The organism is Paracoccus aeridis (genome assembly GCF_004923205.2).
Taxonomy (GTDB): domain Bacteria; phylum Pseudomonadota; class Alphaproteobacteria; order Rhodobacterales; family Rhodobacteraceae; genus Paracoccus; species Paracoccus aeridis.
In genome coordinates, this window is record NZ_SELD02000006.1 from 47,348 (window position 1) to 71,585 (window position 24,238).

Annotated in this window: 20 protein-coding genes; 7 read left to right on the plus strand and 13 right to left on the minus strand. The window is 71.6% G+C overall.

Annotation, left to right across the window (positions count from 1 at the left end; all coding sequences use genetic code 11):
- Positions 1–40 precede the first annotated feature (40 nt).
- Positions 41–2,299, minus strand: coding sequence for a ComEC/Rec2 family competence protein (locus ELI80_RS02695; protein WP_236641292.1), 2,259 nt, complete (start codon positions 2,297–2,299; stop codon positions 41–43).
- Between the two features lie 100 nt (positions 2,300–2,399).
- Between ELI80_RS02695 and gltX the strand changes: the two genes are divergently transcribed.
- Both gltX and ELI80_RS02705 read left to right on the plus strand, forming a co-directional pair.
- On the plus strand, positions 2,400–3,839 hold the full coding sequence (gene gltX, locus ELI80_RS02700; RefSeq protein ID WP_136649458.1) for a glutamate--tRNA ligase: 1,440 nt from the start codon (positions 2,400–2,402) through the stop codon (positions 3,837–3,839).
- Between the two features lie 47 nt (positions 3,840–3,886).
- Positions 3,887–5,176, plus strand: a complete 1,290-nt coding sequence (locus ELI80_RS02705) for a citrate synthase (protein ID WP_136649459.1) — start codon at positions 3,887–3,889, stop codon at positions 5,174–5,176.
- 51 nt (positions 5,177–5,227) lie between these two features.
- Here ELI80_RS02705 and ELI80_RS02710 read toward each other — a convergent pair whose 3' ends face one another.
- Positions 5,228–5,716, minus strand: a complete 489-nt coding sequence (locus ELI80_RS02710; protein WP_136649460.1) for an SRPBCC family protein — start codon at positions 5,714–5,716, stop codon at positions 5,228–5,230.
- A complete protein-coding gene (locus tag ELI80_RS02715; RefSeq protein WP_201740532.1) occupies positions 5,713–6,048 on the minus strand; it encodes an ArsR/SmtB family transcription factor in 336 nt (111 codons plus the stop codon). The genes ELI80_RS02710 and ELI80_RS02715 overlap by 4 nt, the downstream gene beginning before the upstream one ends.
- Before the next feature lie 102 nt (positions 6,049–6,150).
- Here ELI80_RS02715 and ELI80_RS02720 point away from each other — a divergent pair, with 102 nt between their 5' ends.
- The gene (locus ELI80_RS02720) at positions 6,151–6,828 is read left to right on the plus strand and encodes an SDR family NAD(P)-dependent oxidoreductase (protein WP_136649462.1); all 678 of its coding nucleotides are present in this window, start codon (positions 6,151–6,153) and stop codon (positions 6,826–6,828) included.
- Positions 6,829–6,831: 3 nt separating this feature from the next.
- Here the strand turns inward: ELI80_RS02720 and ELI80_RS02725 are convergent, their stop codons facing one another.
- From ELI80_RS02725 to ELI80_RS02740, 4 genes are read right to left on the minus strand one after another with little or no spacing between them, the layout of a single operon-like run.
- Complete coding sequence (locus ELI80_RS02725; protein ID WP_136649463.1) at positions 6,832–8,325, minus strand: carboxypeptidase M32; 1,494 nt, start codon at positions 8,323–8,325, stop codon at positions 6,832–6,834.
- Positions 8,322–9,479 (minus strand): heme A synthase, encoded by a 1,158-nt coding sequence (gene ctaA / locus ELI80_RS02730; RefSeq protein WP_136649464.1) that lies wholly within the window; start codon positions 9,477–9,479, stop codon positions 8,322–8,324. The genes ELI80_RS02725 and ctaA overlap by 4 nt, the downstream gene beginning before the upstream one ends.
- Positions 9,480–9,529: 50 nt before the next feature.
- Positions 9,530–10,327, minus strand: a complete 798-nt coding sequence (locus tag ELI80_RS02735) for an RNA methyltransferase (RefSeq protein ID WP_136649465.1) — start codon at positions 10,325–10,327, stop codon at positions 9,530–9,532.
- Positions 10,327–11,910: a lysine--tRNA ligase gene (locus ELI80_RS02740; protein WP_136649466.1), complete on the minus strand. Its 1,584-nt coding sequence runs from the start codon at positions 11,908–11,910 to the stop codon at positions 10,327–10,329. The genes ELI80_RS02735 and ELI80_RS02740 overlap by 1 nt, the downstream gene beginning before the upstream one ends.
- A 75-nt stretch (positions 11,911–11,985) precedes the next feature.
- Between ELI80_RS02740 and ELI80_RS02745 the strand changes: the two genes are divergently transcribed.
- Complete coding sequence (locus ELI80_RS02745; protein WP_136649467.1) at positions 11,986–12,408, plus strand: tellurite resistance TerB family protein; 423 nt, start codon at positions 11,986–11,988, stop codon at positions 12,406–12,408.
- 136 nt (positions 12,409–12,544) lie between these two features.
- Here ELI80_RS02745 and ELI80_RS02750 read toward each other — a convergent pair whose 3' ends face one another.
- The 6 genes from ELI80_RS02750 to ELI80_RS02775 are packed head-to-tail and all read right to left on the minus strand — an operon-like array spanning position 12,545 to position 20,799.
- Positions 12,545–13,897, minus strand: a complete 1,353-nt coding sequence (locus tag ELI80_RS02750; RefSeq protein ID WP_236641293.1) for a D-alanyl-D-alanine carboxypeptidase — start codon at positions 13,895–13,897, stop codon at positions 12,545–12,547.
- Positions 13,894–16,002 (minus strand): hypothetical protein, encoded by a 2,109-nt coding sequence (locus tag ELI80_RS02755; RefSeq protein ID WP_136649468.1) that lies wholly within the window; start codon positions 16,000–16,002, stop codon positions 13,894–13,896. The genes ELI80_RS02750 and ELI80_RS02755 overlap by 4 nt, the downstream gene beginning before the upstream one ends.
- Positions 15,999–16,919, minus strand: coding sequence for a DUF4159 domain-containing protein (locus tag ELI80_RS16555; protein ID WP_328592229.1), 921 nt, complete (start codon positions 16,917–16,919; stop codon positions 15,999–16,001). Before ELI80_RS16555 ends, ELI80_RS02755 begins: the two co-directional genes overlap by 4 nt.
- On the minus strand, positions 16,916–18,880 hold the full coding sequence (locus ELI80_RS02765; RefSeq protein ID WP_136649470.1) for a BatA domain-containing protein: 1,965 nt from the start codon (positions 18,878–18,880) through the stop codon (positions 16,916–16,918). The genes ELI80_RS16555 and ELI80_RS02765 overlap by 4 nt, the downstream gene beginning before the upstream one ends.
- A 12-nt stretch (positions 18,881–18,892) precedes the next feature.
- Entirely contained in the window at positions 18,893–19,801 is a 909-nt protein-coding gene (locus ELI80_RS02770) for a DUF58 domain-containing protein (RefSeq protein ID WP_236641294.1), read from the minus strand.
- On the minus strand, positions 19,798–20,799 hold the full coding sequence (locus tag ELI80_RS02775; protein WP_136649471.1) for an AAA family ATPase: 1,002 nt from the start codon (positions 20,797–20,799) through the stop codon (positions 19,798–19,800). The genes ELI80_RS02770 and ELI80_RS02775 overlap by 4 nt, the downstream gene beginning before the upstream one ends.
- A 63-nt stretch (positions 20,800–20,862) precedes the next feature.
- Between ELI80_RS02775 and ELI80_RS02780 the strand changes: the two genes are divergently transcribed.
- From ELI80_RS02780 to typA, 3 genes are all read left to right on the plus strand, one after another.
- Entirely contained in the window at positions 20,863–21,399 is a 537-nt protein-coding gene (locus ELI80_RS02780; protein ID WP_136649472.1) for a DUF1285 domain-containing protein, read from the plus strand.
- Positions 21,400–21,403: 4 nt separating this feature from the next.
- Positions 21,404–22,162, plus strand: coding sequence for a hydroxypyruvate isomerase family protein (locus tag ELI80_RS02785; protein WP_136649473.1), 759 nt, complete (start codon positions 21,404–21,406; stop codon positions 22,160–22,162).
- A gap of 130 nt (positions 22,163–22,292) precedes the next feature.
- Entirely contained in the window at positions 22,293–24,113 is a 1,821-nt protein-coding gene (gene typA / locus ELI80_RS02790) for a translational GTPase TypA (RefSeq protein ID WP_136649474.1), read from the plus strand.
- The last annotated feature ends 125 nt before the right edge of the window (positions 24,114–24,238 follow it).

The following is a 24,238-nucleotide window of genomic DNA, read 5'->3' on the forward strand; positions in this document are numbered from 1 at the left end:
CGCCGGGGCCCGTCTTCTTTCCGATAGGACGGGCCTTCGCTCAACCGCCCTGGCGCGCCCAGACCCGCGCGCCGGCGGCATCCTTCGCGGTGATCCAGCGCAAGCCCCCGGGTCCGACATGGCCCGCGACCGCGCCGCTGCGGCGCAGGTATCGCAGGTCGAAGAGCGTGCAGGGCCATCCGGGGGCCGGCGCCTCGCCGGCGTCGAAATCCGCGATCACCACGACGCCCTTCCGGCACTCCGCAGGAAGCGCGGCGCGGCCCGGCTTCCCGGTCAGGTGGACGATCGGAACGCCCGCGACCGTGGCCGATCGGACCCCGCGCCCGCCGGTCCAGCCCGGGCGCGCCGCGGCGTCCTCGGCGGTGGCGGTGTCGCCGTCGGCCTCGAGCCAGCTGTCGGCGATGAAGGCGTTCGCGGGCTTCGACAGGGATCGCCCGGCCGGCGTCATGATGCCTGCGGCCGCGCCTTCCGGCGCGACCAGGATCGCCGGGCGCTCCACCTGCAGCCACAGCGAAAGCCCGACCCCTGCCGCGGCCAGTGCGATCCCCCCCGCCACGTGGGCGCCCCGCCCAGCGCCCCGCCGCAGGACCAGCGCCGCCACGAGCACGCCCCCGCACAGAAGCGGCAGCGTCGCGGGCGGCGGCGCGACGACGGCGTAGACCGCCCCGTCCAGCCCCGCGATCCATTCGGCCACGATGAGCATCCAGCGGGTGCCGACGCCCATGACCCACAGAGCGGGCGCGGCCAGGCCCAGCGGGCCCAGGATCGCGGCGATCACGCCGGCGGGCATGACCAGCGCGCCCATCGCTGGCACCGCGAGCAGGTTGGCGAGAAGCCCGTACTGCGCAGCGCGGCTGAAATGGGCGGCGGCGATCGGGCTGGTGGCGAGGCCCGCCACGAGGGACGAGACCACCAGCATCGCCGCCGGGCGGACGGTCCAGTGCAGGTGCGGGGCGATCCGGGCCCAGGGCCGCGCCGTCAGGATCAGCGCGACGGTGGCGGCAAAGCTCATCTGGAAGCCGGGCGACAGCAGCGCCTGCGGGTTCAGGACGAGGATCAGCGTCGCCGCCAGGGCCACGGTCCGCAGCGAGATCGCGCGCCGGTCGGCGAGGATCGCGCCCAGCATCACCGCGACCATGACGAACGCCCGCTCGGTCGCGACGCCCCCTCCCGACATCCACAGATAGGCGGCCGCGGCCACCAGCGCGAACAGCGCGGCGACCTTGTGCCACGCCACGCCCGCGGCCAGCACCCCGCCGGCCTGCGCCGCCACGAGCGCGATGCGCAGCGCGGCGTAGACGAAGCCCGCCAGCATCGCCATGTGCAGGCCCGAGATCGACACGATGTGGTAGAGGTTCGAATCCCGCATGAGCTGGTTCGTGGCCTCGGCGATTCGCGACCTGTCGCCGGTCATCAGCGCCGCCGCGACCGCCCCTTCCTGCCCGCCGATCCCGTCCGCGATGCCGCCGGCCGCGCGCTGCCGCAGGCGCTGCATGGCCATCGCGCCGTCGGCGGCCGGCTCGATCGTCAGGATCGGATTGCGGGTATAGCCGACCGCGCCCATCCGGTCGAAGAACGCGCCGAGCCGGAAATCGAAGCCGCCCGGCTCCGCCGGCCCCGGCGGAGGGCCGAGGTGACCGGTCGTCATCACCCGCTCGCCCGGATCGGGCAGCGGCACGGACGGCGCGACGGACAGCGGCCCGGACGGTGCGCCCGCCTGCGGGGCAGACTGCGGTCGAGACTGCGGGGGGCCAGGCTCGGTCAGGGACAGGCGGACCCGCGCGGGGGTCCGCGCAGGGGCCATGCCGGGCAGCACCACGTCGTCGAGCGTCAGGCGCATGCGGTCGCGGCCGGACCGGTCGATGCCGACCACCCGCCCCTCGATCGGGCCGTGGTAGCGGTAGCCCAGCACCGGCGCGTCGGCCCGGTGCGCGCGAAGCCCCGCCAGGCAGGCGCCCGTGGCGACCAGCGCCGCGGCGAAGCCCAGGGCCCGCGCCCATCCCGCCGCCTTCTCGCCCAGCCTTCCGGTCTCGGCCCAGGCGACCGCCCGCACGCCCACCCAGATCGACAGCGCCGCCACCATCGCGGCAACGGCGTAGAACACTGCGCCCGGTTCCTGCCGCAGCGCGAACCAGCCGCCGATGCCGCCCGACAGCCACACCGGGGTCCAGAGGAACAACCCCGCCCGCGCGACCGTATCGGGACGTTCGGGGCGCGCGTGGTCGCGGAGGCGGGGCGCCGGGCGCGAGGCGGACACCGCGCCGGCCTGCCCCGCCGAGCCCGCATCGAGCGCCGTCACAAGCTTGTCCTTTCACGAAGCTGCACTTATCAGTGCGGCGATCCTAGCGGGGCGCGCGTTACCAAAGCGTTAACCGCCCAAAGACGAGCCCCCGCCGCCCATGCCAGCCAGCCAGCCCGCCACGCCGCACGACCCCTTGCCCGACACGCCCGCCGGTGCCCCGGTCGTCACGCGCTTCGCACCCTCGCCCACCGGCTATCTGCACATCGGCGGCGCGCGGACGGCGCTGTTCAACTGGCTCTATGCCCGCGGGCGCGGCGGCAAGTTCCTGCTGCGGATCGAGGACACGGACCGCGCGCGTTCCACCCCCGAGGCGACCGAGGCGATCCTGAAGGGCCTGTCATGGCTCGGCCTCGACTGGGACGGCGAGCCGATCAGCCAGTTCGAGCGCGCGGACCGCCACGCCGAGGTCGCGCGCGAGTTGATGGCGAACGGCAGCGCCTATCCCTGCTACACCGGCCCCGCCGAAATCGAGGCGTGGCGCGAAGCGCACCCGAACCAGACCTTCGTGAGCCCCTGGCGCGACGCCGACCCGGCCACCCGGCCCGATGCGCCCTACGCGATCCGCCTGCGCGCGCCGCGCGAGGGGCAGACGGTGATCGCGGACGCGGTGCAGGGCGACGTCACCTTCCGCAACGACCAGCTCGACGACATGGTGCTGCTGCGCTCGGACGGGACGCCGACCTACATGCTGGCGGTGGTGGTGGACGACCACGACATGGGCGTGACCCACGTGATCCGGGGCGACGACCACCTGACCAACGCCGCGCGCCAGGCGCAGGTGTTCGACGCCATGGGCTGGCCGCGCCCGGTCTTTGCCCATATCCCCCTGATCCACGGCACCGACGGCAAGAAGCTGTCCAAGCGCCACGGTGCGGTCGGCTTGCACGAATTCGCGGCCGAGGGCTATCCGGCGGCCGCGATGCGCAACTACCTCGCCCGGCTCGGCTGGAGCCACGGCGACGACGAGCTGTTCGACGACGCGCAGGCGCGGGCGTGGTTCGACCTGCCCGGGATCGGGCGCGCGCCCGCGCGGCTCGACTTCAGGAAGCTGGAACACGTGTCGGGCCACCATATCGGGGCGATGGACGATGCGGCGCTTCTGAGCGAGATCATGGCGTTTCTCATCGAAACCGGGCGCCCAGCCCTGACGCCGGTGCAGGTCAGCCGGTTGACACCCGCCCTGCCTGCGCTGAAGGAAAAGGCCAAGACCCTGCCGCAACTGCTTGACCAGGCACGCTTTGCCCTGATCGACCGCCCCGTCGAGGCGGACGAGAAGGCGGCGAAGGCGCTGGATCCGGTATCCAAAGGCATACTGGCCGAATTGACCGCTGCGCTGCAGAATGCTAACTGGACGCGAGACGATCTGGAGGCTGTTGCAGGCACCGTCGCACAGGCGAACGGCGTCGGACTGGGCAAGATTGCGGCGCCCCTGCGGGCAGCACTTGCCGGACGGACGGCGACCCCCAGCGTTTTTGACATGATGATCGCACTTGGCCGGGAAGAGACGCTCGCCCGACTTGGCGACGTCGCGGGCTGACACATGGACCAACCTGGCCCCCGGGCCAAGGAGAGAGGACTTCCTTCATGGCCGACAAGACTGCAACGCTGAACCTTGGCGGAACGAACATCGACCTGCCGATCCTGACCCCCACGGTCGGGCCGGAGTGCCTCGACATCCGCAAGCTCTACGCGCAGGGCGACGTGTTCACCTTCGACCCCGGATTCACCTCGACCGCGTCGTGCGATTCCACCATCACCTACATCGACGGCGACAAGGGCGAGCTGTGGTACCGGGGCTACCCGATCGAGCAGCTGGCGGCCAAGTCGCGCTATCTCGAAGTGTGCTACCTGCTGCTGTACGGCGAGCTGCCCGACGCGGCGCAGGCCGCCGACTTCGAGACTCGCGTGACCCGTCACACGATGGTGCACGAGCAGATGCACAAGTTCTTCAGCGGCTTCCGCCGCGACGCGCACCCGATGGCCACGATGGTCGGCGTGGTGGGCGCAATGTCGGCGTTCTACCCCGATTCCACCGACATCAACGACCCGATGCAGCGCGAGATCGCCTCGATCCGCCTGATCGCCAAGCTGCCGACGATCGCGGCGATGGCCTACAAGTACTCGGTCGGCCAGCCCTTCGTCTATCCGGACAACGAGCTCGACTACGCCTCGAACTTCCTCAAGATGTGCTTCTCGGTCCCGGCCGAAAAGTACAACGTCGATCCCGCGCTGGCCCGGGCGATGGACCTGATCTTCACCCTGCACGCGGATCACGAACAGAACGCCTCGACCTCGACGGTGCGGCTTGCCGGGTCGTCGGGCGCGAACCCGTTCGCCTGCATCGCGGCGGGCATCGCCTGCCTGTGGGGCCCCGCGCATGGCGGCGCCAACCAGGCGGCGCTGGAAATGCTGCAGGAAATCGGCACTGTCGACCGGATCCCCGAATACATCCGCAAGGCCAAGGACAAGGACGACCCCTTCCGGCTGATGGGCTTCGGCCACCGCGTCTACAAGAACTTCGACCCGCGCGCGGAGGTCATGAAGGAAACCGCGGACGAGGTGCTCGGCATCCTCGGGATCGAGAACAACGAGACGCTGAAGGTCGCCAAGGAGCTCGAGCGGATCGCGCTGGAAGACGAATACTTCGTCGAGAAGAAGCTCTATCCCAACGTCGACTTCTACTCGGGCATCATCCTGTCGGCGATGGGCTTCCCGACCTCGATGTTCACGCCCATCTTCGCGCTGTCGCGCACGGTCGGCTGGATCTCGCAGTGGAAGGAGATGATTGCCGACCCGCAGGGCAAGATCGGCCGCCCGCGGCAACTGTATGTCGGCGAGGGCAAGCGCGACTATGTCGAGATGGCGAACCGCTGAGCGACCGCTCGCGCAGCCATCGCAAAGGGGGCCACGCGGCCCCCTTTTTCGTCACTCCACCAGTTCGGCCAGCTGCTCGATGCAGGTGCCCCATCCTTCGGCGAAGCCCATCTCCTCGTGGCGCTTGCGGTCCTCGGGCGTGCGGTGCAGCACGGTGGCGGTGTAGGTGGTCCCGTCGCCGTCCGAGTCGAGCGTGACGATCGCGGTCATGAAGGGCTGCGCGTTGGGGCGGTAGCCGGCCGACATCGCGTCGGTCCAGGCAAGCCGGCGCGGGGCTTCGGCCTCCAGCACGCAACCGCCGGCATCGCTTTCGTCAGCGGCGCAGTCCGCTGGCTGATCCTCGGGGCCCGCCATCGCGATGTGGAACCGGCCGCCGGGACGCGGCTCCACCACCGCTTCGGTGATGCGCCACGGACGGGGCGCGAACCACTGCTTCAGCTTCGCGGCGTCCGTCAGCGCATCCCAGATCACCTCGGGCGCGGCGGCGATGCGGCGGGTGATGATGAGGTCGTTCCCTTCGACCCGGGTCGTGCTTTTCATCGCAGGTCATCCTTGTTCGCGGTTCCGGTCTCGACGAAGGCGGCGAGCCGGTCGGTCCGCCCCTCCCATTCACGGCGCTGAGCGTCGAGCCACTCGGCCACGGGCGCGAAAGCACCGGGGGCGAGGTGGCAGACGCGCACCCTGCCCCGCTTTTCCGTGCGGATCAGGCCCCCTTCTTCCAGCACGCGCAGGTGCTGAAGAAACGTTGGCAGCGTCATGGCGAAAGGCCGGGCCAGGTCGCCCACGCTGCCGGGGCCGTGCGCGAGACGGGTCAGGACGGCGCGGCGCGTCGGGTCGGCGAGGGCGTGGAAGGTCCGGTCAAGCTTAGCCATGTGGCTTTGTATCATGCGGCCGGCGCCGCGGAAAGACAGTTTGTCGATCGGCTAACCAAAATCCGCTTGCGGGACGCGCGCGGCGGTGGCACTCGGCCCGGCATGGAACAGGACCCGACCCCGGACGCCCCGCAACCGAAGATCGCACTCGTCACCGGCGCCTCGCGCGGGCTCGGCGCGGCGCTGGCCGAAGCGCTCGGCGCGCGCGGCTGGCACGTCGTGGCCGTCGCCCGCACGACCGGCGCGCTGGAAGAGCTGGACGACCGCATCCGCGGCGGCGGCGGCAGCGCGACGCTGGCGCCGATGGACGTGACGAACGCGGCCGCCATGATCCAGATGGTGCAGGCGGTGCAGAAACGCTGGGGCGGGATCGACCTGTGGGCGCATTGCGCCGTCCACGCCGCGCCGCTTTCGCCCGCGGCGCAGACCGATCCCAAGGAAATCGCCCGCTCCATCGACACGAACATCTCGGCCACGCACGGCCTCATGCAGCTGGTCGAGCCGCTGCTGCGCGCCAGGAACGGGCAGGCCGTCTTCTTCGACGACCCCCGCGCGGGCGAGAAGTTCTTCGGCGTCTACGGCGCGACCAAGGCCGCCCAGATCGCGCTCGCGCGCAGCTGGCAGGCAGAGGCCGAGAAGATCGGCCCCCGGGTCACCGTGGACAGCCCCGCGCCGATGCCGACCGCGACCCGTGCCCGCTTCTACCCGGGCGAGAACCGGGGCGGCCTGACGCCCTGCCGGGACGAGGCCGCCCGGATCGTGGCGGCGCTTCTGGACTGACGCCTACAGCGCGTAGATCTCGCCGAATTTCGCGTCGAGATAATCGAGCAGCGGCTCGGCGCTGACCGGGGCGCCGGTCGCACGTCCGGTTAGGTCCACGGGGCGGTAAAGGCTCCCGTGGCGCTGCAGGTTCTCGCGCAGCCACTCGACGGCCGGGGTCGCGTCGCCGGCCGCAAGCGCCTCGTCCACGTCGGGGACGGCATCGCGCAGCGCCGCGTTCAGGCAGCCTGCATAGACGTTCCCCAGCGAATAGGTCGGAAAGTACCCGAACAGCCCGACCGACCAGTGGACGTCCTGCAGGACGCCGTTCGCGGGCCGGTCCACGGCAAAGCCGAAGTCGCGCAGGAAGCGCGCGTTCCATGCCTCGTTCAGGTCGGCGACGGCAAGCTTGCCCGACAGCAGATCCCGCTCCAGCTCGAAGCGCAGCATGATGTGCAGGTTGTACTGCACCTCGTCGGATTCGGTGCGAATGAAGCCCGGCGCAACGCGGTTCACCGCGCCGTAGAAGGCGTCGGCGTCGCGCACCGACAGCCCGCCGAACATGTCGCCCATCCGGTCGTGCAGCCATCCGGTGAACGCGCGGCTGCGGCCGAGCTGGTTCTCGTAGATGCGGCTCTGGCTTTCGTGAACGCCCATCGAGACGCCGCCGCCCAGGGGCGTGAAGGCGTAGTCCGGGTCGATCCCCAGCTCGTAGCTGGAATGCCCGACCTCGTGGATGGTCGAGTAGATGCAGTTGAACGGATCGGATTCCATGACCCGCGTTGTGATCCGGCTATCCTGCCATGTGCCCGAGCTGAACGGGTGAACCGCGATGTCGAGCCGCCCGAAATTCCAGTCGTACCCGAACGCCGTGGCGCAGGCGCGGGCGAGGCGCATCTGCGCTTCCTGCGCGAAATGCCCGGCGAGCCGTTCGGGCTGCCGCTCGGCCCCCATCACCGCGTCCCGCAGCGACACGAGGCGCGGGCGCAGCGTGTCGAACAGCCGCGCGATGTCCGCCGCCGAGGTGTCGGGTTCGTAGTCGTCCAAGAGCGCGTCGTAGCGGTCGCCCTTGCCGAAGCCGGCCGCGACGTAGGCGTCGGCCTCCTCTCGCTTCAGCGTCAGCACCTCGTCGAGCGTCGGCAGGAAATCCCCCGGCGCGTCGGCGGCGCGCGCCTCGGCCCAGATCCCCTGAGACAGCGACGTGAGCCGCGCGAGTTCCGTGGCGAGTCGCGCGGGCACGGCGCTTTTCCGGCGGAAGTCGCGGTCGATCAGCTCGACCATGCGCACCTCTGCCTCGGACTCCGCACGGGCGTCGTCCAGCCACTCGCCCACCCGCGGGTCGGTGCGGCGGGCGTGCAGCATCTCCTCCATCGCGGCGATCTCCTCGGACCGCTGCTGGGCGGCGCCGCGCGGCATCACCGTCTCGCGGTCCCAGTCGAGGCGCTGTGCCACGGCCGCCAGCGCCTCGGTCGTGCGCTGGAACTCCACCAGGGCGGCAAGGCTTTCGCGGCTGCTCATCGGATCGTCCCCCTGACGCTGGTTTCATACGGGTAGCGGGCGTGGTGGCGCGCGCGGATGACCAGCACGAACAGCGCGACCGCGCCCAGCTGGTGGGCCAGCGCCTCGGGCAGGGGCGATCCGTGCAGGACGTTGGCGATCCCCAGCATGATCTGGAACGCGACGGCGAGGATCATGACGGTATAGGCCCCGCGCGTGACCGGGTGCGGCGAGCGGCGCGACCGCGCCCAGACCACCACGGCGAAGATCGCGAGCAGGTAGCCGGTCATCCGGTGCGTGAACTGCACCGTCGCCGCGTTCTCGAAGAAGTTGCGCCAGCCGAGCGCGCCGTCCCAGATGGCGTCGGGGATCCACTCGCCGCCCATCTTCGGCCATCCGGTGTACTGGCGCCCGGCGTCGATCCCCGCGACCAGCGCGCCCAGCAGGATCTGCACGAAGGCGAGGTGCATGAGGCCGGTTGTCATGGAAAACAGCTTCGGCTCGCCCGCGCGCCTTGCCCGGAGCAGTTGCCCCTGCGGCCGGGCGAGCTGGAACATGTACCACGCGATCAGCCCGAGGATCGCGAAGGCGAGGCCGAGATGGATCGCCAGCCGGTACGACGCGACCGACGTCATCCCCGCGCCCAGGCCGGAGCTTACCATCCACCAGCCGACGGCACCCTGAAGCCCGCCCAGAAGACCCAGCGTGAGGAACCGCGAGGACCAGCCGGGCCCAACCCGGCCGGTCAGCCAGAAGAACAGGAAGCCCGCCGCCCAGACGAGGCCGACCAGTCGCCCCAGCAGCCGGTGCGACCATTCCCACCAGTAGATCCGCTTGAACCCGGCAAGGTCCATGGTCGGGTTCTCGATCTGGAACTGCGGGATCTGCTGGTATTTCGCGAACTCCGCGCCCCAGGCGGTCTCGGTCGTCGGCGGGAAAGCCCCGGTCACCGGCTTCCATTCGGTGATCGACAGCCCCGACCCGGTCAGCCGCGTCGCGCCGCCAAGCGCGATCATCGCCACGACCATGACGAACAGCACCACGAGCCAGGCCCGGATCGCGCCCCGGGCCATGTTCGCGCCCATGCGCGACCCGGAATCGATCAGGTTTCCCGCCGGTGCGGTCTGGGCAGGCGTCGCTTGCGACACCTCCTCGAAGATGGGGCGCTTGGCCATGTCGTCATCCCTGCATTGCGGCGCGACATTGGCCTTGTGGCCTGCAAAGGTCAATCTTGCGCGGGGTGTCCGCTGGCCGTCTTGTCCTGCCGCGGCTTGCCGGTCCCGGACCATGTCAGCTGCCGCAGAATCCCGTGGAAGATCTGCACGTCGCCGCGGGTGAGCCCCATGCGCGACCACAGGTTGCGGACCGTGAGCCGCATCGCCGGCGCCTTGTCGGGCGGGAAGAAGAACCGCGCCTCGGTCAGCCGCTCCTCCCAGTGGTCGGCGAGCCTTTCCACTTCCAGCCGGGTCGCCGGCGCCTCGCCGCCGGGCGTGCGGATACGGGGCGCGGGCTCTGCCGGAAGGCTGTCACGGCCCCATTCATAGCCCATCAGCAGCACGGCCTGGGCAAGGTTGAGGGACGGGAAGTCCGGGTTCACCGGCACCGTGACGATGGCGTTCGCCCGCGCCACGTCGTCGTTTTCCAGCCCCGCGCGCTCCGGCCCGAAGATCAGCGCCACGCGGCGGCCCTCTGCCGTCATGGCGCGCGCCGCGTCCATCGCGGTCGCGGGGGTGTGCACGGGCTTCGTCAGCTCGCGCCCTCGCGCCGTGGTGGCAAAGGCGAAATCCACGTCTGCCATGGCGTCGGCCAGGGTCGGGAAGACACGGGCGCGGTCCAGCACCTGTCCGGCCGCGCCCGAGGCCATGGCGACCGCCCGCGGGTTGGGCCAGCCGTCGCGCGGATCGACCAGCCGCATGTCGGTCAGGCCGAAGTTCAGCATCGCACGCGCGGCCGCGCCGATGTTCTCGCCCATCTGCGGACGGACAAGGACGACGGCGGGCTGCGCCTGTCCGGCCGTCGCCATCAGGCCGCCGCCAGCTCGCCCGCGAGCGCGCGCTCGATCAGGGCGCGGGTCTCGTCGACGCCGTAAAGCGCGATGAAGCCGCCGAAGCGCGGGCCCTGGTCGGCGCCCAGCAGCACCTGGTAGAGCGCCTGGAACCAGTCGCGCAGGGGCTCGAACCCGTGCTCGGTCCCGACCGCGAAGACCATCGTCTGCAGCGCCTCGGCGTCCGCAGGCTGGTCCCACGCGGCAAGCCGCCCTGCGAGATCCTGAAGCGCCGCCTGCTCCTTGTCCGTCGGCGCTCGAAACTGTCGAGAAGGCGCGACGAAGTCGTTGAAGTACTTCACCGCGAAGCCGGCAGCGGCATCCAGATCGGGGTGCGTTTCAGGGCTCGCGTCGGGCGCGTAGCGGCGGATGAAGCCCCACAGCGCGTCCTTGTCCTTTGCCCCAGCGACCGAGGCGAGGTTCAGCAGCATCTGGAACGGGACCACCATGTTCGACGCAGGCACATCGCCGCCGTGGATGTGCCACACCGGGTTGTTCAGCTGCTGGTCCGGCGACTGGCCGGGGAAGGCGCGGAGCTGCTGGTGGTATTCGTCCACCGCCTTCGGGATCACGTCGAAATGCATCCGCTTCGCCGTCTTGGGCTTCTGGTACATGAAGTACGACAGGCTCTCGGTCGCCGCGTAGGTCAGCCATTCGTCGATGGAAAGGCCGTTACCCTTTGACTTGCTGATCTTCTGTCCGTGCTCGTCCAGGAACAGCTCGTAGGTGAAATGTTCCGGCGGGCGGCCGCCCAGCGCCGCGCAGATGCCATCGTAGATCGGCGTGTTGGTGGAATGGTCCTTGCCGTACATCTCGAAGTCGACGTCCAGCGCGGCCCAGCGGGCGCCGAAGTCGGGCTTCCACTGCAGCTTCACGTTGCCGCCCGTGACCGGCACCGTCCATTCGCGGCCGTCCTCGTCGTCGAAGGTGATCTCGCCGTTCGCGGCGTCCACGTTCCGGATCGGAACGTACAGCACCCGGCCGGTTTCGGGATGGATCGGCAGGAAGCAGGAATAGGTCTGCTGGCGTTCCTCGCGCAGGGACGCGAGCATGATCTCCATGATCGCGTCGTAGCGTTCGGCGGCGCGCAGCAGCGTCTCGTCGAACCGGCCCGAGCGGTAGAACTCGGTCGCGCTGATGAACTCGTACTCGAAGCCGAAGGTGTCGAGAAAGCGGCGCAGCATGGCGTTGTTGTGATCGCCGAAGCTCGGGTATTCGCCGAACGGGTCGGGCACGCTGGTCAGCGGCTTCTGCAGGTTCTCGCGCAGCATGCCGGCCTGCGGCACGTTGTCCGGCACCTTCCGCATCCCGTCGAGGTCGTCGGAAAAACAGAACAGGCGCGTGGGGATATCGCTGACAAGCTCGAAGGCGCGTCGGATCATCGTGGTCCGCGCAACTTCGCCGAACGTGCCGATATGCGGCAGGCCCGAGGGGCCGTAGCCGGTCTCGAACAGGACGTAGCCCTTTTCGGGGTCCTTCTTCTCGTAGCGCTTGAGCACCCGGCGCGCTTCTTCGAAGGGCCAGGCCTTGGAATTCATCGCGGCATCGCGCAGGGTGGTCATCGGCTTTCTCCGTTCGTTCGGCGTTTGCCGTATCGGCGCCCGCGCGCCACGTCAACAAGACCCGGATTCCATCACATGACGATCGATCTGCCTTCGTTTTCCGCCTGCGACGCTCTGGTTGCCGTCATGGTCGCTGTGTCCGCCTCGGACGAGACGATGCGGACGTCCGAACTGCTGGCGATCGAGCGGATGGTGGACCACACGCCGGTATTCGCATCCTACGATGCAGGCCGCATCCGCGCGGTGGCGCACACGGTGTTCTCGCTGTTCGAGGAGGAGGACGGGCTCGACGCCCTGTTCGGCCTGATCCGCGCGGCGGTGCCCGAACGGCTGTTCGACACCGCCTACGCGCTCGCCTGCGACGTGGCGGCGGCCGACGGGCGGCTGGGCGAAGGCGAATGGCAGATGCTGTCCGAGATCCGCGAGCAGCTGGAGATCGACCGCCTGCACGCCGCGGCGATCGAGCTGTCGGCGGTCACCCGTCATCGCGTGATCTGACGTAGAATCCGGATACGCTTTCGGGTCTACCCTCTTGAGTCGAAGTCATAATCTGTGGTGACGTGGCGCTGCGGCTCGGTCGCAAGCCGCTCGAACCGTTCGATCAGGTCGCGCTGCAGCCGTTTCGACCGGACGGTCAGGACAGGACGCCGTCCGGCAGGTCCGCGCCCGCCGTGGCCGCCAGGCGCCCTTCGTCCGCGGTGAGGATCGCAAAGGTGATCCCGTCCGCGGCGTAACCCGCGATGTTCGATACGAAGTTCAGCGTCCCCGTCTTCGCGCGCACGCCAGCCCCGCGCGATTCCGCCCCCAGCGCCTCGCGCAGCGGATCGGGCTTCATGATCCCGTCCAGCGCCGCGACGGCCGCCGGTGCCGCAAGAACCCGGGCGAGCGTCAGCGGGCTGATACGGCTTTCCGGCGACAGGCCGGAGTGGTCCGCGAAGTGGAACTCGCCCGGTGTTCCGCGCCCGCGCAGCCAACCGGCCATGGCCGCGGCCGACGCCGCCTGGTCATCCGCCCCGCTGGCCGCGAGCCCCACCGCCTCGGCGGTGAGGTTGGTCGAGTAGTGCAGCATGTCGCGCAGGATCTCGCGCAGCGGCGGGCTGTCGTTCCGCGCGATCTCGGCGCCTGTCGGCGCGTCGTGGCCGATCTCCGCCGCGGGCAGCACCAGACCGCCGGCGCGGCAGAGCGTCTGGAAAACGTCGCCCGCGTAAAGCTCGGGCCGGCGCACGGGCAGCCACCAGCTGCCGGATTTCCCCATGCCGCGCGCGGCAATGGTCCAGTTCTCGGTCGCGCGGTCCCCGTCATAGGCAAAGAGCGGCGCGCCCCTGTCGGCCACCGCGACCCGGATGCTGTAGGCGCGCGGCGCCACGTCCTCGCCCCGCGCGGTCAGCGACAGCTGCGTGCCGCGCCAGCCGAGGTGGACGCGGTTGAAGTTCAGCATGATCCCGGACAGCGACGGGTTGTAGGCGAGGTGGTCGGCCTGCGGCGGCGCGATTTCGTTCACGCGGGGCAGCGCGCCGCCCCAGACGAGGAAGCGGGCGACGGGCCTTCCCGCCAACGCCGCGGACACGTCGGCCGCGAGCCGCGCCAGCGCGTCGCTGTCGAGCACCGGATCGCCCCCGCCGGCCAGCACCAGCGTGTCGCCGTCCAGCAGCACGCGTGTCGCGAAGCGGTGCGCGGGGCCAAGGCGATCCAGCGCATAAAGCGCGGTCACCGTCTTCAGCGTGCTGGCGGGCGGCACGCCCGCGTCGGCGTCGCGCGCGTCCAGCACGGTGCCGTCGGGCCGAAGCGCGGCAAAGCCGACCTGCGCATCCAGCCGCGCCGCCCCAATCAGCTGCGCGGCCGAGGGCGGCGGCCTTCGCGCGGGCGGCGTCGAGGTCAGCGGCGCCAGCGCCACGCCCGCGACCTGCGCGAGCGCGCCCGTGCCACCCAGCGCGGCAAGGCCCCCGGCGCAGGCGGTCCCCAGGAAGCGGCGTCGGTTCAGCGTCATCGCGTTCTCCTCAGGCGGCCGCCTTCCAGCAACCATGCCGCGATTGCAAGCCCCGCGATCAGGGCGAGCCACGCCCAGTCGGGCAGCAGCGGCCGGCGCGACAGGCCCGACACCTGCGCGGCGTCCCGCGGCGTGATCGCGATCCAGTCGCCGACGACGCCGCGCCCGTGGGCCGATCGCGCGCTGCGCGCGGTCCGCACGTCGGGGATGCCGTCCGAGAGGTTCAGCACCGCGCCGCCGGTCGCCGCCGCCAGCGGCGCGAGGGCCGCGTCCGACGCCACCGTCTGCTCGAATTCCCGCGGGGCGGCGGGGCCGATCGCGACGAGGCGGGTCAGATCGCCGTCGGCCAGCGTGTAAAGACCCGGCGCGGGGGCCTGCCAGGTGGCGGTGAAGCGGCCCGGCCCCTGCGGCTCCAGCGGCAGGTCGCGCGCGGCGCCGTCGGGGCCGGTGATGCGGACCGGGCCGGCAGTTTCCTGCATCGTGCGGCGGGTCACCGTCAGCGACAGGTCGCGCGTGACGGAAGCGAGCAGCGCCTCCTCCTCCAGCTCGGGTTCCTTCATCGACCAATGCGCGACGCGGCGCAGGAGTTCGAGCTGCGGCCCGCCGCCCTCGAAGCCGCGCCCCCACAGCCACACCTGGTCCGAAGCGAGCATCGCCACCCGCCCCTCGCCCACGCGGTTCAGGACCAGCAGGGGCGCGTCGTCGTCCCCCGCCGTCATCACCACTTCGGTGCCGGGCTCGGGGATGATCTCGCCCCGCTGCAACCAGCGGCCCCAGGTCGGCTCGGCATCCGCCGTGGCGGGCGCGCCCGGTAGACCCGCGGTGACAGGGTGGCGGCGGCCCGCCTCGGTGAGGTCCGGCCTGAACGCCTCCTCGACGATGCGGCCGGTGGGGCGCGCGGGCAGGATCGCGCCGAGGGGCGAGAGGTTCAGGCTTTCCACGCTCGCGATCTCCGGGCCGGAGGAGACCAGCAGCGCGCCCCCTTCCTCGACGTAGCGGCGGATGTTCTCGTAATATTGCGGCGGCAGGATGCCGCGGACGCGGTAGCGGTCGAAGATGATCAGGTCGAAATCGGCGATCCGCTGCTCGAACAGCTCCTGCGTGGGAAAGGCGATCAGCGCCATCTCGTCCACCGGCACCCCATCCGACTTGTCCGGCGGACGCAGGATGGTGAAGTGGATCAGGTCGACGTTCGCATCCGATTTCAGCAGGTTGCGCCAGGTTCTTTCGCCGGGATGAGGCTCTCCCGACACCAGAAGCACCCGCAGCCGGTCGCGCACGCCCTCGATCTGGATCGCGGCCGCGTCGTTGCGGTCGGTCAGCTGCGCAGGCCCCTGGTCGGGCGGGTCGAGGCGCAGCGACACGACGTTCTGCCCGGCATGGGCGATCTCGACCGGCAGGTCCAGCGGGACGCCGGGGGGCAGCGCGATCACCTGCTCGGCCTCGCCGTCGAGGCGGACGCGCAGGGTGGCCGCGCGGCCGGCCATCCCCGCCGGCACCGCGCCCTGGTCCTGCACCGACAGACGGATGGTCGCGGTCTCGCCGACAAGACCGAAGGCGGGCGCCTCGTCCACCACGAGCCGCCGGTCCCAATCGTCCGGCGCGCCGGTCAAAAGGACGTGGACCGGCGCGGGCGCCGTTTTCGGGATCATGGGGGTGTCGTGCGCCTGCCCGTCGGTCACGGCGATGATGCCTGCAACCCGCGCCTCGGGTTCGGCGGCGAGCGCGCGCGTCATGGCGGTGCCGAGCTGCGTTCCCTCGGGATCGTCGCCCACCGTCACGCGGCGCAGGTCGACGTCGGGCAGAGCGGATAGCCGCGCCGTCAGCTGCGCCACGGCCGCGTCCACCTGCGCCGCCCGGCCCGGCAGCGTCTGGCTGGCGGTGCGGTCGTCGATCAGGATCACGATGTCCGACAGGCCCTGCCGCACCCCCCGTTCCAGCACGGGCCCGGCAAGCGCGGCGGCCGCGGCGAGGCCGGCCAAGCCGCGCAGCGCCCAGCCCGGCAACCCGCGCCACAGCGCCCAGGCCGCAGCCAGCAGCGCCACGGCGGCGATGGCGGCGACAGCGGCCCAGGGCAGCGCGGGATCGAAGCGCAGGCCGGTCACGGACGATCACCGGAAAGCGGTTCGTCGAAAAGCGCCTCGGGCAACGCGCCTGAGAAGGGGTCCGCGAACGCGCCCCCCGGCGAGCCGGCGTCGGTCCGGCCAAGACGTTCGAGCAGCGCGGGAACGTGCACCTGATCGGATTTGTAATTGCCCGTAAGCACATACATGACAAGGTTGATCCCGAATCTCAGCGCCAGCTCGCGCTGCCGCTCGCCGTCCAGCCCGCGCCCGATCTGGTGCGTGGGCAGGCCGCGGTCGTCGATGGCCCATGCCTCGGCCCAGTCATTCGCGCCGATCAGCACCGGCGACACGCCGTCGTTGAGGTTGCGGAAGCCCGCGGCGGGTGGCCCTTCGGAACTGGCGGCCGACGCCTCGGCCCACAGCGGGTTGCCCTGCCAGCGGCCGGGAAAATCGTCGAGCAGGTAGAAGCTGCGGGTCAGGACGTGGTCGTCGGGGACCGGCGCCAGCGGCGGGATGTCGAGCGGCGCGGCGAGGCGCTGCAGGTCGGACTGCGCCCCCGGCAGCCCGGCCGAGGCGATGTCGCCGTCGCGCGTGTCGAACAGGATCATGCCGCCCGACTGCAGGAACCGGTTCAGCCGGACGTAGGCTGCGGGCGACGGCGCGGGCTGGCCGGACGTCACCGGCCAGTAGAGGAACGTCAGCGGCGACAGGTCGTCGCGATCGAGGTCGATCCCGACCGGAGGACCGGGCTCGACCGTCGTCCGCAGGGTCAGGGCGAGCGACAGGCCGTCGAGGCCCGCGCGCGCGGTCTCGTCCACCTCGGGGTCGCCGGTCAGGACATGGGCCAGCGCCACCTGCCGGGCAGCGGCGGCAAGCTGCGGGGGCGGTTCGTCCTGCGCGACGGCCGGGGGCGCCAGCAGCGCGAAAGCGACGAGCACGGGGCCGAGGATCCTCATGCCGCCACCACGCCGCGGCCGCGCCGCCCGCCTGCGATCATGGCCGAAGCGACGGCATCCGCCGCCAGCAGTGCGGCCGCGACCGCCAGCAGCCAGCCGCGCAGTTCGGTGCCGCGCGGGCGCCCGGGCTGTTCGACGACAGCGCCCGGCCATGCGGCAGGCGCAAGCGGCCCGCCCGCGTTCAGCGCGAACCGTTGCTCGCCCGCGACATAGACGCCGGCGGGCACGCCGGGGGCCGGGCCTGCGCCCATGTCGGCCGCGGCGACGGGCGGCAGGTCGTCGGCGGGCGGCGCGGCGCGGCCGAAGCCGTCGAGCACCGTCTCGGCCGACCAGAACGGCTGCTCGCCCGCCTGCGCCCCGGGTACATCCGGCGCAGGCGCGCCAGTGGCCGCGTCGAGGCCGGGAGCGCCCTGGATCAGGCGCTCCAGCATGGCGAGGAACAGCCCCGACAGCGGCAGCGACGACCACTCCGCGTTGGCGGCGGTGTGGAACAGGACCAGCTGCCCCCGGCCGATCGCGTCGCGGGTGACGAGCGGGGTGCCGTCGCTCAGCCGCGCGATGGTGCGGGCGGCGAGGTCCGGGTCGGGCTCTGCCATCAGCTGCGCGCGCACGGTCACGTCGGCGGGCGGGGCCAGGCCCGCGAATGGCCCGTCGGCGGCGAAGGGCGCGATCTCGCGCGGGTCGCCCCAGCTCAGCGCGCCGCCGATGTCGCGCCCGCCGGGGCGCAGCCGCACCGGCAGCAGGGGATCGAGGTCCAGCATGTCGGACGCGGCCATGCGCGGACCCGCGAAGCGGATGAGGACGCCGCCGCGGTCGATCCACTCGGACAGCGCCGGCTGGTCGGGGTCGAGCGGCTGGTCGGCGATGACGATCACGTCGGGCGCGGCGGGCAGCACCTCGGCCAGCGTGCCCTCGACAAGGTCCGCGCGGGGCGCGAGCGCCTGTCGCAGGTAGTGCAGCGGGGACAGCAGCGCCTGCCCTTCCGTGCTGCGGGTGTCGCCGGCGATGGCCACCTTGCGCCGGCGGATGCGGTCGTCGGCAAGGACGACGGCGCCGGCAGAGGCGTCACCCTCGACCGCGAAGCGGGTGACCCGGTTGCGAAGTTCCGACGGCAGGTCGATCGGCAGCGTGGCCTCGGCGATGCCGTTCGTCACCGCGGGGTCCGGCGGGGTCAGCCGCGCGAGCGTCCGCGGCGTGCCCTGCGGATCGGGGCCGATCGCCTGGATCGCCGGCAGCGGAGCCGGAGCGGTGGATCGCAGCACCAGCACAGGCTCGCGCCCAGGTTGCAGTTCCAGGCTGCGGACCGGGGCGGCCTGCGGGACGACCGTGACCGGACCGCGCGCGGCCAGCGCCGCCAGCAGCCCGGGCCCACCCGGATGTTCGACCCCGTCGCTGATCCAGAGGGTCGCGAAGCGGTCCGGCGCACCGTCCAGCACCGTTGCAGGATCCGCCGGATAGCGGGTGGCCCAGGGCTGCGGCTCGGCGCCGCGAAGCCGCGCGGCGTGCCGGGCGGCGGGCTGGAAGGGAAGCGCGGCGCCCTGCCCGGTCCGCCCGTCCGCGATCAGCAGAGCGGCCGGGTGCGCCCCGGCCGCGGCCTGGTCCAGCGCGGCCAGGGCACGCGCGCGCGCCGCTTCCCACCCCGGCGCGGCGGACCAGCCCGCGTCGACCACCACCAGCAGCGGCCCCGGCGGCGTCTCGTCGGCCACCGGCCGCCAGGCCGGACCGGCGAGCCCCACCACAAGCGCGGCGATGGCGACCAGGCGCAGCGCCAGCAGCCACCATGGCGTGCGCCGGGCGATGGGGGCGGGGTCGGCCAGGCCTACCAGCAGCACGGTGCCGGGGAACGTCACCTCGCGCATGGCGGGCGGCACGGCGCGGAGCAGCAGCCACAGCACGGGCAGCGCGATCAGCGCCGCCAGCACCCAAGGCGCGGCAAATCCCAGTGGTCCGAGCGTCAGCACCCCGTCACTCCGTCAGCCCGCCAGCACACCATGCAGCCACATGAGCGCCTGCCCCGGCGGCAGCCCGGTGTCGTGGGTTCCGAAGCGCCAGCCCGCCGCCGTCGCCGCGCGGTCGAGGGCCTGCCGCTGCGCGTCCAGGCGCGCGAGATACAGTTCCCGCAATGCGCCCGCGTTGCGGGTGTCGTGGCGCAGCGCGCCGCCGACGCCGCGGAACCGGACCGCGCCCGAAAAGGGGAAGCCTTCCTCGACCGGGTCCAGCACCTGAAGCACCGCGCCCCCGATCCCCTGCGCGGCGGCGGCCGAAAGATATGCCGCGACCGGCGCCGGATCGGTCAGGAAGTCGCCGATCAGCACCATGCGCCTGAGCGGGCGGAGGTCGGCGGCGGGCGGCAGTTCCAGGGCTTCGCCCGCGCGACGGTCAAGGAGATCGTGCGCGATCCGGTCGGCCTGCGCCCGGCCCGCCTGCGGCACCGCCCCCGACGTCCCCACCTTCTCGCCCCCGCGCAGCAGCACCAGCGCCAGCGCCAGCGCCAGCAGCTCGGCCCGCGCGCGCTTGGTGGGGCGCGACGGATCGCCGGTCCAGTCCATGCCGGGCGTGCCCGCGACCCAGAGGATCGCCGATTGAGCGGTGTGCAGTTCGCGCTCGCGCACGAAGGTCGCGTCGGACCGGGCCGAGCGGCGCCAGTCGATCTGGCGCATGCTGTCGCCGGGCGCGGCCGCGCGGTACTGCCAGAAGTCCTCGCCCTGCCCCGCCCGGCGCAGCCCGTGGGCGCCGGGTTGCAGGGCCGCCGCCAGCCGCTCGGCCGACAGCATCAGCGCGGGAAGCGCGGCCGCCGCGGCCTCGGCCTGCGCGCGCAGGCGGGCGGATGCGCCCGCTGCCGGGTCGCCGGGCCTGGTCGGGACGGGACGGGTTCCCTTCACGCCGCCATCCGGGACCGGCCGGCGGCAAGCCGCGCGATGACGTCGTCGACGCGCTCGCCCCGCGCGCGGGCCGCGAAGGACAGCGCCATCCGGTGCCGCAGCACGGGCGCGGCCATCGCCGCCACGTCCTCGAGCGTCGGGGCGAAGCGGCCGTTCAGGACCGCGCGCGCCCGGACCACCATCATCAGCGCCTGCGCCGCGCGCGGCCCCGGTCCCCAGGCCAGCGCATCCGACACCCAGACCGGCGCCTCCGCCCCGCCGGGTCGGGCGGAGCGGACGAGGTCGAGGATCGCATCCATCACCATCTCGCCCACGGGCATCCGCCGGATCAGGCGCTGCGCGGTGACCAGCCCGCCGGCGTCGAACACCCGGTGCGGCGCCTCGTCCAGCGTGCCCGTGGTCGCGATCAGGATCGCGCGCTCGGTGGCGCGGTCGGGATAGTCGATGTCGACCTGCAGCAGGAAGCGGTCAAGCTGCGCCTCGGGCAGCGGGTAGGTGCCCTCCTGCTCGATCGGGTTCTGGGTCGCCAGCACGTGGAAGGGCCGCCCCAGCGCCCGGTTCTCGCCCGCGACGGTGACCTCGTGTTCCTGCATCGCCTGCAGCAGCGCGGACTGCGTGCGGGGGCTGGCGCGGTTGATCTCGTCCGCCATAAGCAGCTGGGTGAACACCGGCCCCTGGATGAAGCGGAAGGCGCGGGTCCCGTCTTCGCGCACGTCCAGCACTTCCGAGCCGAGGATGTCGGCGGGCATCAGGTCCGGGGTGAACTGGATCCGCGCGGTATCAAGGCCCATGACCGTCCCCAGCGTGTCCACCAGCATCGTCTTGCCGAGCCCCGGCTGGCCCACCAGAAGCGCGTGCCCGCCCGACAGGATTGCGGCCAGCACCTGCTCCACCACGTCGTCCTGGCCCACGAAACGCCGGTCCACGCTGGCGCGGGCGTCCGCGAGCCGCGCGGCCAGCGCCTCGATCTCGTTCACCAGCCGTGCGTCGTCAGCCATTGCAACGTCCCCGATTTGATCTCATCCTACCTTATGGATCACTTGGGAAAGGCTCCACATCCAATGGCTGCCGAGAGTGACATTAGCGTGATTTCCGTGGCCGACGCCGCGCGCGAGGCGGGACGCAAGGGTCCGCCGCCGGTCCACCTGTGGAACCCCGACTACTGCGGCGAGATGGACCTGACGATCCGTGCCGACGGCACCTGGGTCCACGAAGGGCGGGTGATCGCGCGGCCCGAGATGGTGCAGCTGTTCGCCTCGGTCCTCAAGCGCGAGGGCGACCGCTTCTTCCTTGTCACGCCCGTCGAGAAGCTGGGGATCACGGTCGAGGATGCGCCGTTCCTGGCCATCGACGCCGAGATCGGCGCGGATGCGATCACCTTCACGACCAGCACCGGCGACGTCGTGACGGCCGGGCCGGACAACGCGATCCGCGTGGACGACCGCGGCGGCGAGCCGCGGCCCTACGTCCACGTGCGCCGGGGGCTCGACGCGCTGATCGACCGCAAGACGTTCTACCGGCTGGTCGAGGCGGCCGAACCCGGCCCGGACGGTCGGCTGATCCTGAGATCGGGCGGCGCAGAGTTCGTCCTGGGATAGGGCCATGCTGCGCCTCGCCGCCAACCTGACCTTCCTCTTCACCGAGCAGCCGATGCTGGAACGCTTCGCCGCCGCCGCGCGGGCCGGGTTCCAGGGCGTCGAGATCCTGTTTCCCTACGACATCGCCGCGCCCGAACTGGCGCGGGCGGCGCAGGGCGCGGGCGTCACGTTCGTCCTGATGAACACGCCGCCCCCGAACTGGGCCGGCGGGCCGCGCGGCTTCGCGGCCGTCCCGGGAGGAGAGGAACGGTTCCGCCGCGACTTCGACCGCGCGCTGCGCTACGCGCAGGTGCTGCGGTCGCGGCACATCCACGTCATGGCCGGCGCCGCCGAGGGAGCCACCGCGCGGCAGACCTATCTGAACAACCTCGCCTGGGCCTGCGACCGGGCGCCCCATGCGAGCCTCACGATCGAGCCGATGAACCCGGTTGACATGCCGGGCTACTTCCTCGCCGGCTTCGACCAGGCGGCCGAGGTTCTCGATCACCTGGACCGGCCGAACCTCGGCCTTCAGTTCGACGCCTACCACGCCCACATGATCACCGGCGACGTGCTGGCATGCTGGCGCGCCCACGCGCCCCGCGTCCGCCACCTGCAGATTGCGGGCGCCCCCGGGCGGCACGAACCCGCGGGCGGCGACATCGACTATCGCTCGTTTCTCGGCGCGGTTCAGGCGAGCGGCTATCCCGGCTGGACCGGCGCCGAGTACGTGCCTGCGATGACCACGGCCGCGGGGCTGGGCTGGATGGCGCCGCTCACCTGACCCGGCGCCTGCCGCCATGCCCCGCGTGCCGCAGCGGCCGACCCGCCCTGCCACGGGCCCCGGGGGCTTTCGGCTGGCAATTCGACCGATGCTGCGATAACGGGGCCGCGCAATGCATAAAGGCGCACCCATGGACATCCGCAACATCGCCATCATCGCCCACGTCGACCACGGCAAGACGACGCTGGTCGATCAGCTGCTCAAGCAGTCGGGCAGCTTCCGCGAGAACCAGGCGGTCGCCGAGCGGGCGATGGATTCGAACGACATCGAACGCGAGCGCGGAATCACCATCCTCGCCAAGGCGACCTCGGTCGAATGGAAGGGCACGCGCATCAACATCGTCGATACCCCCGGCCACGCCGACTTCGGCGGCGAGGTCGAGCGGATCCTGTCGATGGTTGACGGTGTCTGCCTGCTGGTCGATGCGGCCGAAGGGCCGATGCCGCAGACGAAGTTCGTGACCTCCAAGGCGCTGGCGCTGGGGCTGAAGCCGATCGTCGTGCTGAACAAGGTCGACAAGCCCGCCGCCGAGCCGGACCAGACGCTGAACGACGTGTTCGACCTGTTCGCGAACCTGGGCGCGACCGACCAGCAGCTCGACTTCCCGCATGTCTACGCCTCGGGCATCGGCGGCTGGGCCGACGAGACGCTGGACGGGCCGAGGAAGGACCTTTCGGCGCTGTTCGACCTGATCGTACGCCACGTCCAGCCGCCCAGGCAGATCGAGCGCAAGGACGAGCCGTTCCAGATGCTGGCCGTGACGCTGGGCGCGGACCCCTTCATCGGCCGCATCCTGACGGGCCGGGTCGAGGCGGGGACCGCGCGCGCCGGCGACACGCTGAAGGCGCTGAGCCGCGACGGCGAGCGGATCGAGCAGTTCCGCATCTCCAAGATCCTGGCCTTCCGCGGCCTGACCCAGACCCCCATCGACGAGGCGGTCGCGGGCGACATCGTCACGATCGCGGGCATGAGCAAGGCGACGGTGGCCGACACGCTGGCCGCGCTGGAAGTCGAGGCCCCGTTGCAGGCCAAGCCGATCGACCCGCCGACGATCAGCGTGACCTTCGGCATCAACGACAGCCCGCTTGCGGGCCGCGACGGCAACAAGGTCCAGTCCCGCGTGATCCGCGAGCGCCTGATGCGCGAGGCGGAAACCAACGTCGCGATCCGTGTCGAGGACACGCCGGGGGGCGACGCCTTCGTCGTGTCGGGCCGGGGCGAGCTGCAGATGGGCGTCCTGATCGAGAACATGCGCCGCGAGGGGTTCGAGCTGTCGATCTCGCGCCCGCGCGTGATCTTCCGCGAGGAGAACGGCGAGCGGCTGGAGCCGATCGAGGAAGTCATCATCGACGTCGATGACGACTACACCGGCGCGGTCATCGACAAGCTGACCGGCACCCGCAAGGGCGACCTGGTGGAAATGCGCCCTGCCGGCCACGGCAAGACCCGGATCGTCGCGCACGTCCCCTCGCGCGGCCTGATCGGCTACCAGGGCGAGTTCATGACCGACACGCGCGGCAACGGCGTCCTCAACCGCATCTTCCACGACTGGGCCCCCTACAAGGGCGCGATCGCCGGCCGCCGCCAGGGCGTCCTGATCTCGATGGAGGACGGGGTGTCGGTGGCCTATGCGCTGTGGAACCTGGAGGAACGCGGCAAGCTGTTCATCGGCGCGCAGGAACAGGTCTACCAGGGCATGATCATCGGCGAGCACAGCCGCGACAACGACCTGGAAGTGAACCCGCTCAAGGGCAAGAAGCTGACCAACGTCCGCGCGTCGGGCACCGACGAGGCCGTGCGCCTGACGACGCCGGTGCGGATGAGCCTGGAAGAAGCCATCGCCTATATCGACGACGACGAGCTGGTCGAGGTCACACCCAAGGCGATCCGCATCCGCAAGCGCCACCTCGACCCGCACGAGCGCAAGCGCCAGTCGCGCGCCGACGCCTGAGGCCCGGCAAGGGTAGCGTTCTTTCCGCGCTGCGCACCGGAAACCGCCACCCTGCCACAAGGCGCGATCCGGCTGCGCCGGGGCGGGTTCGGTCCCGCGCTTGTGCTGCTGCACGGCCGTCCGCG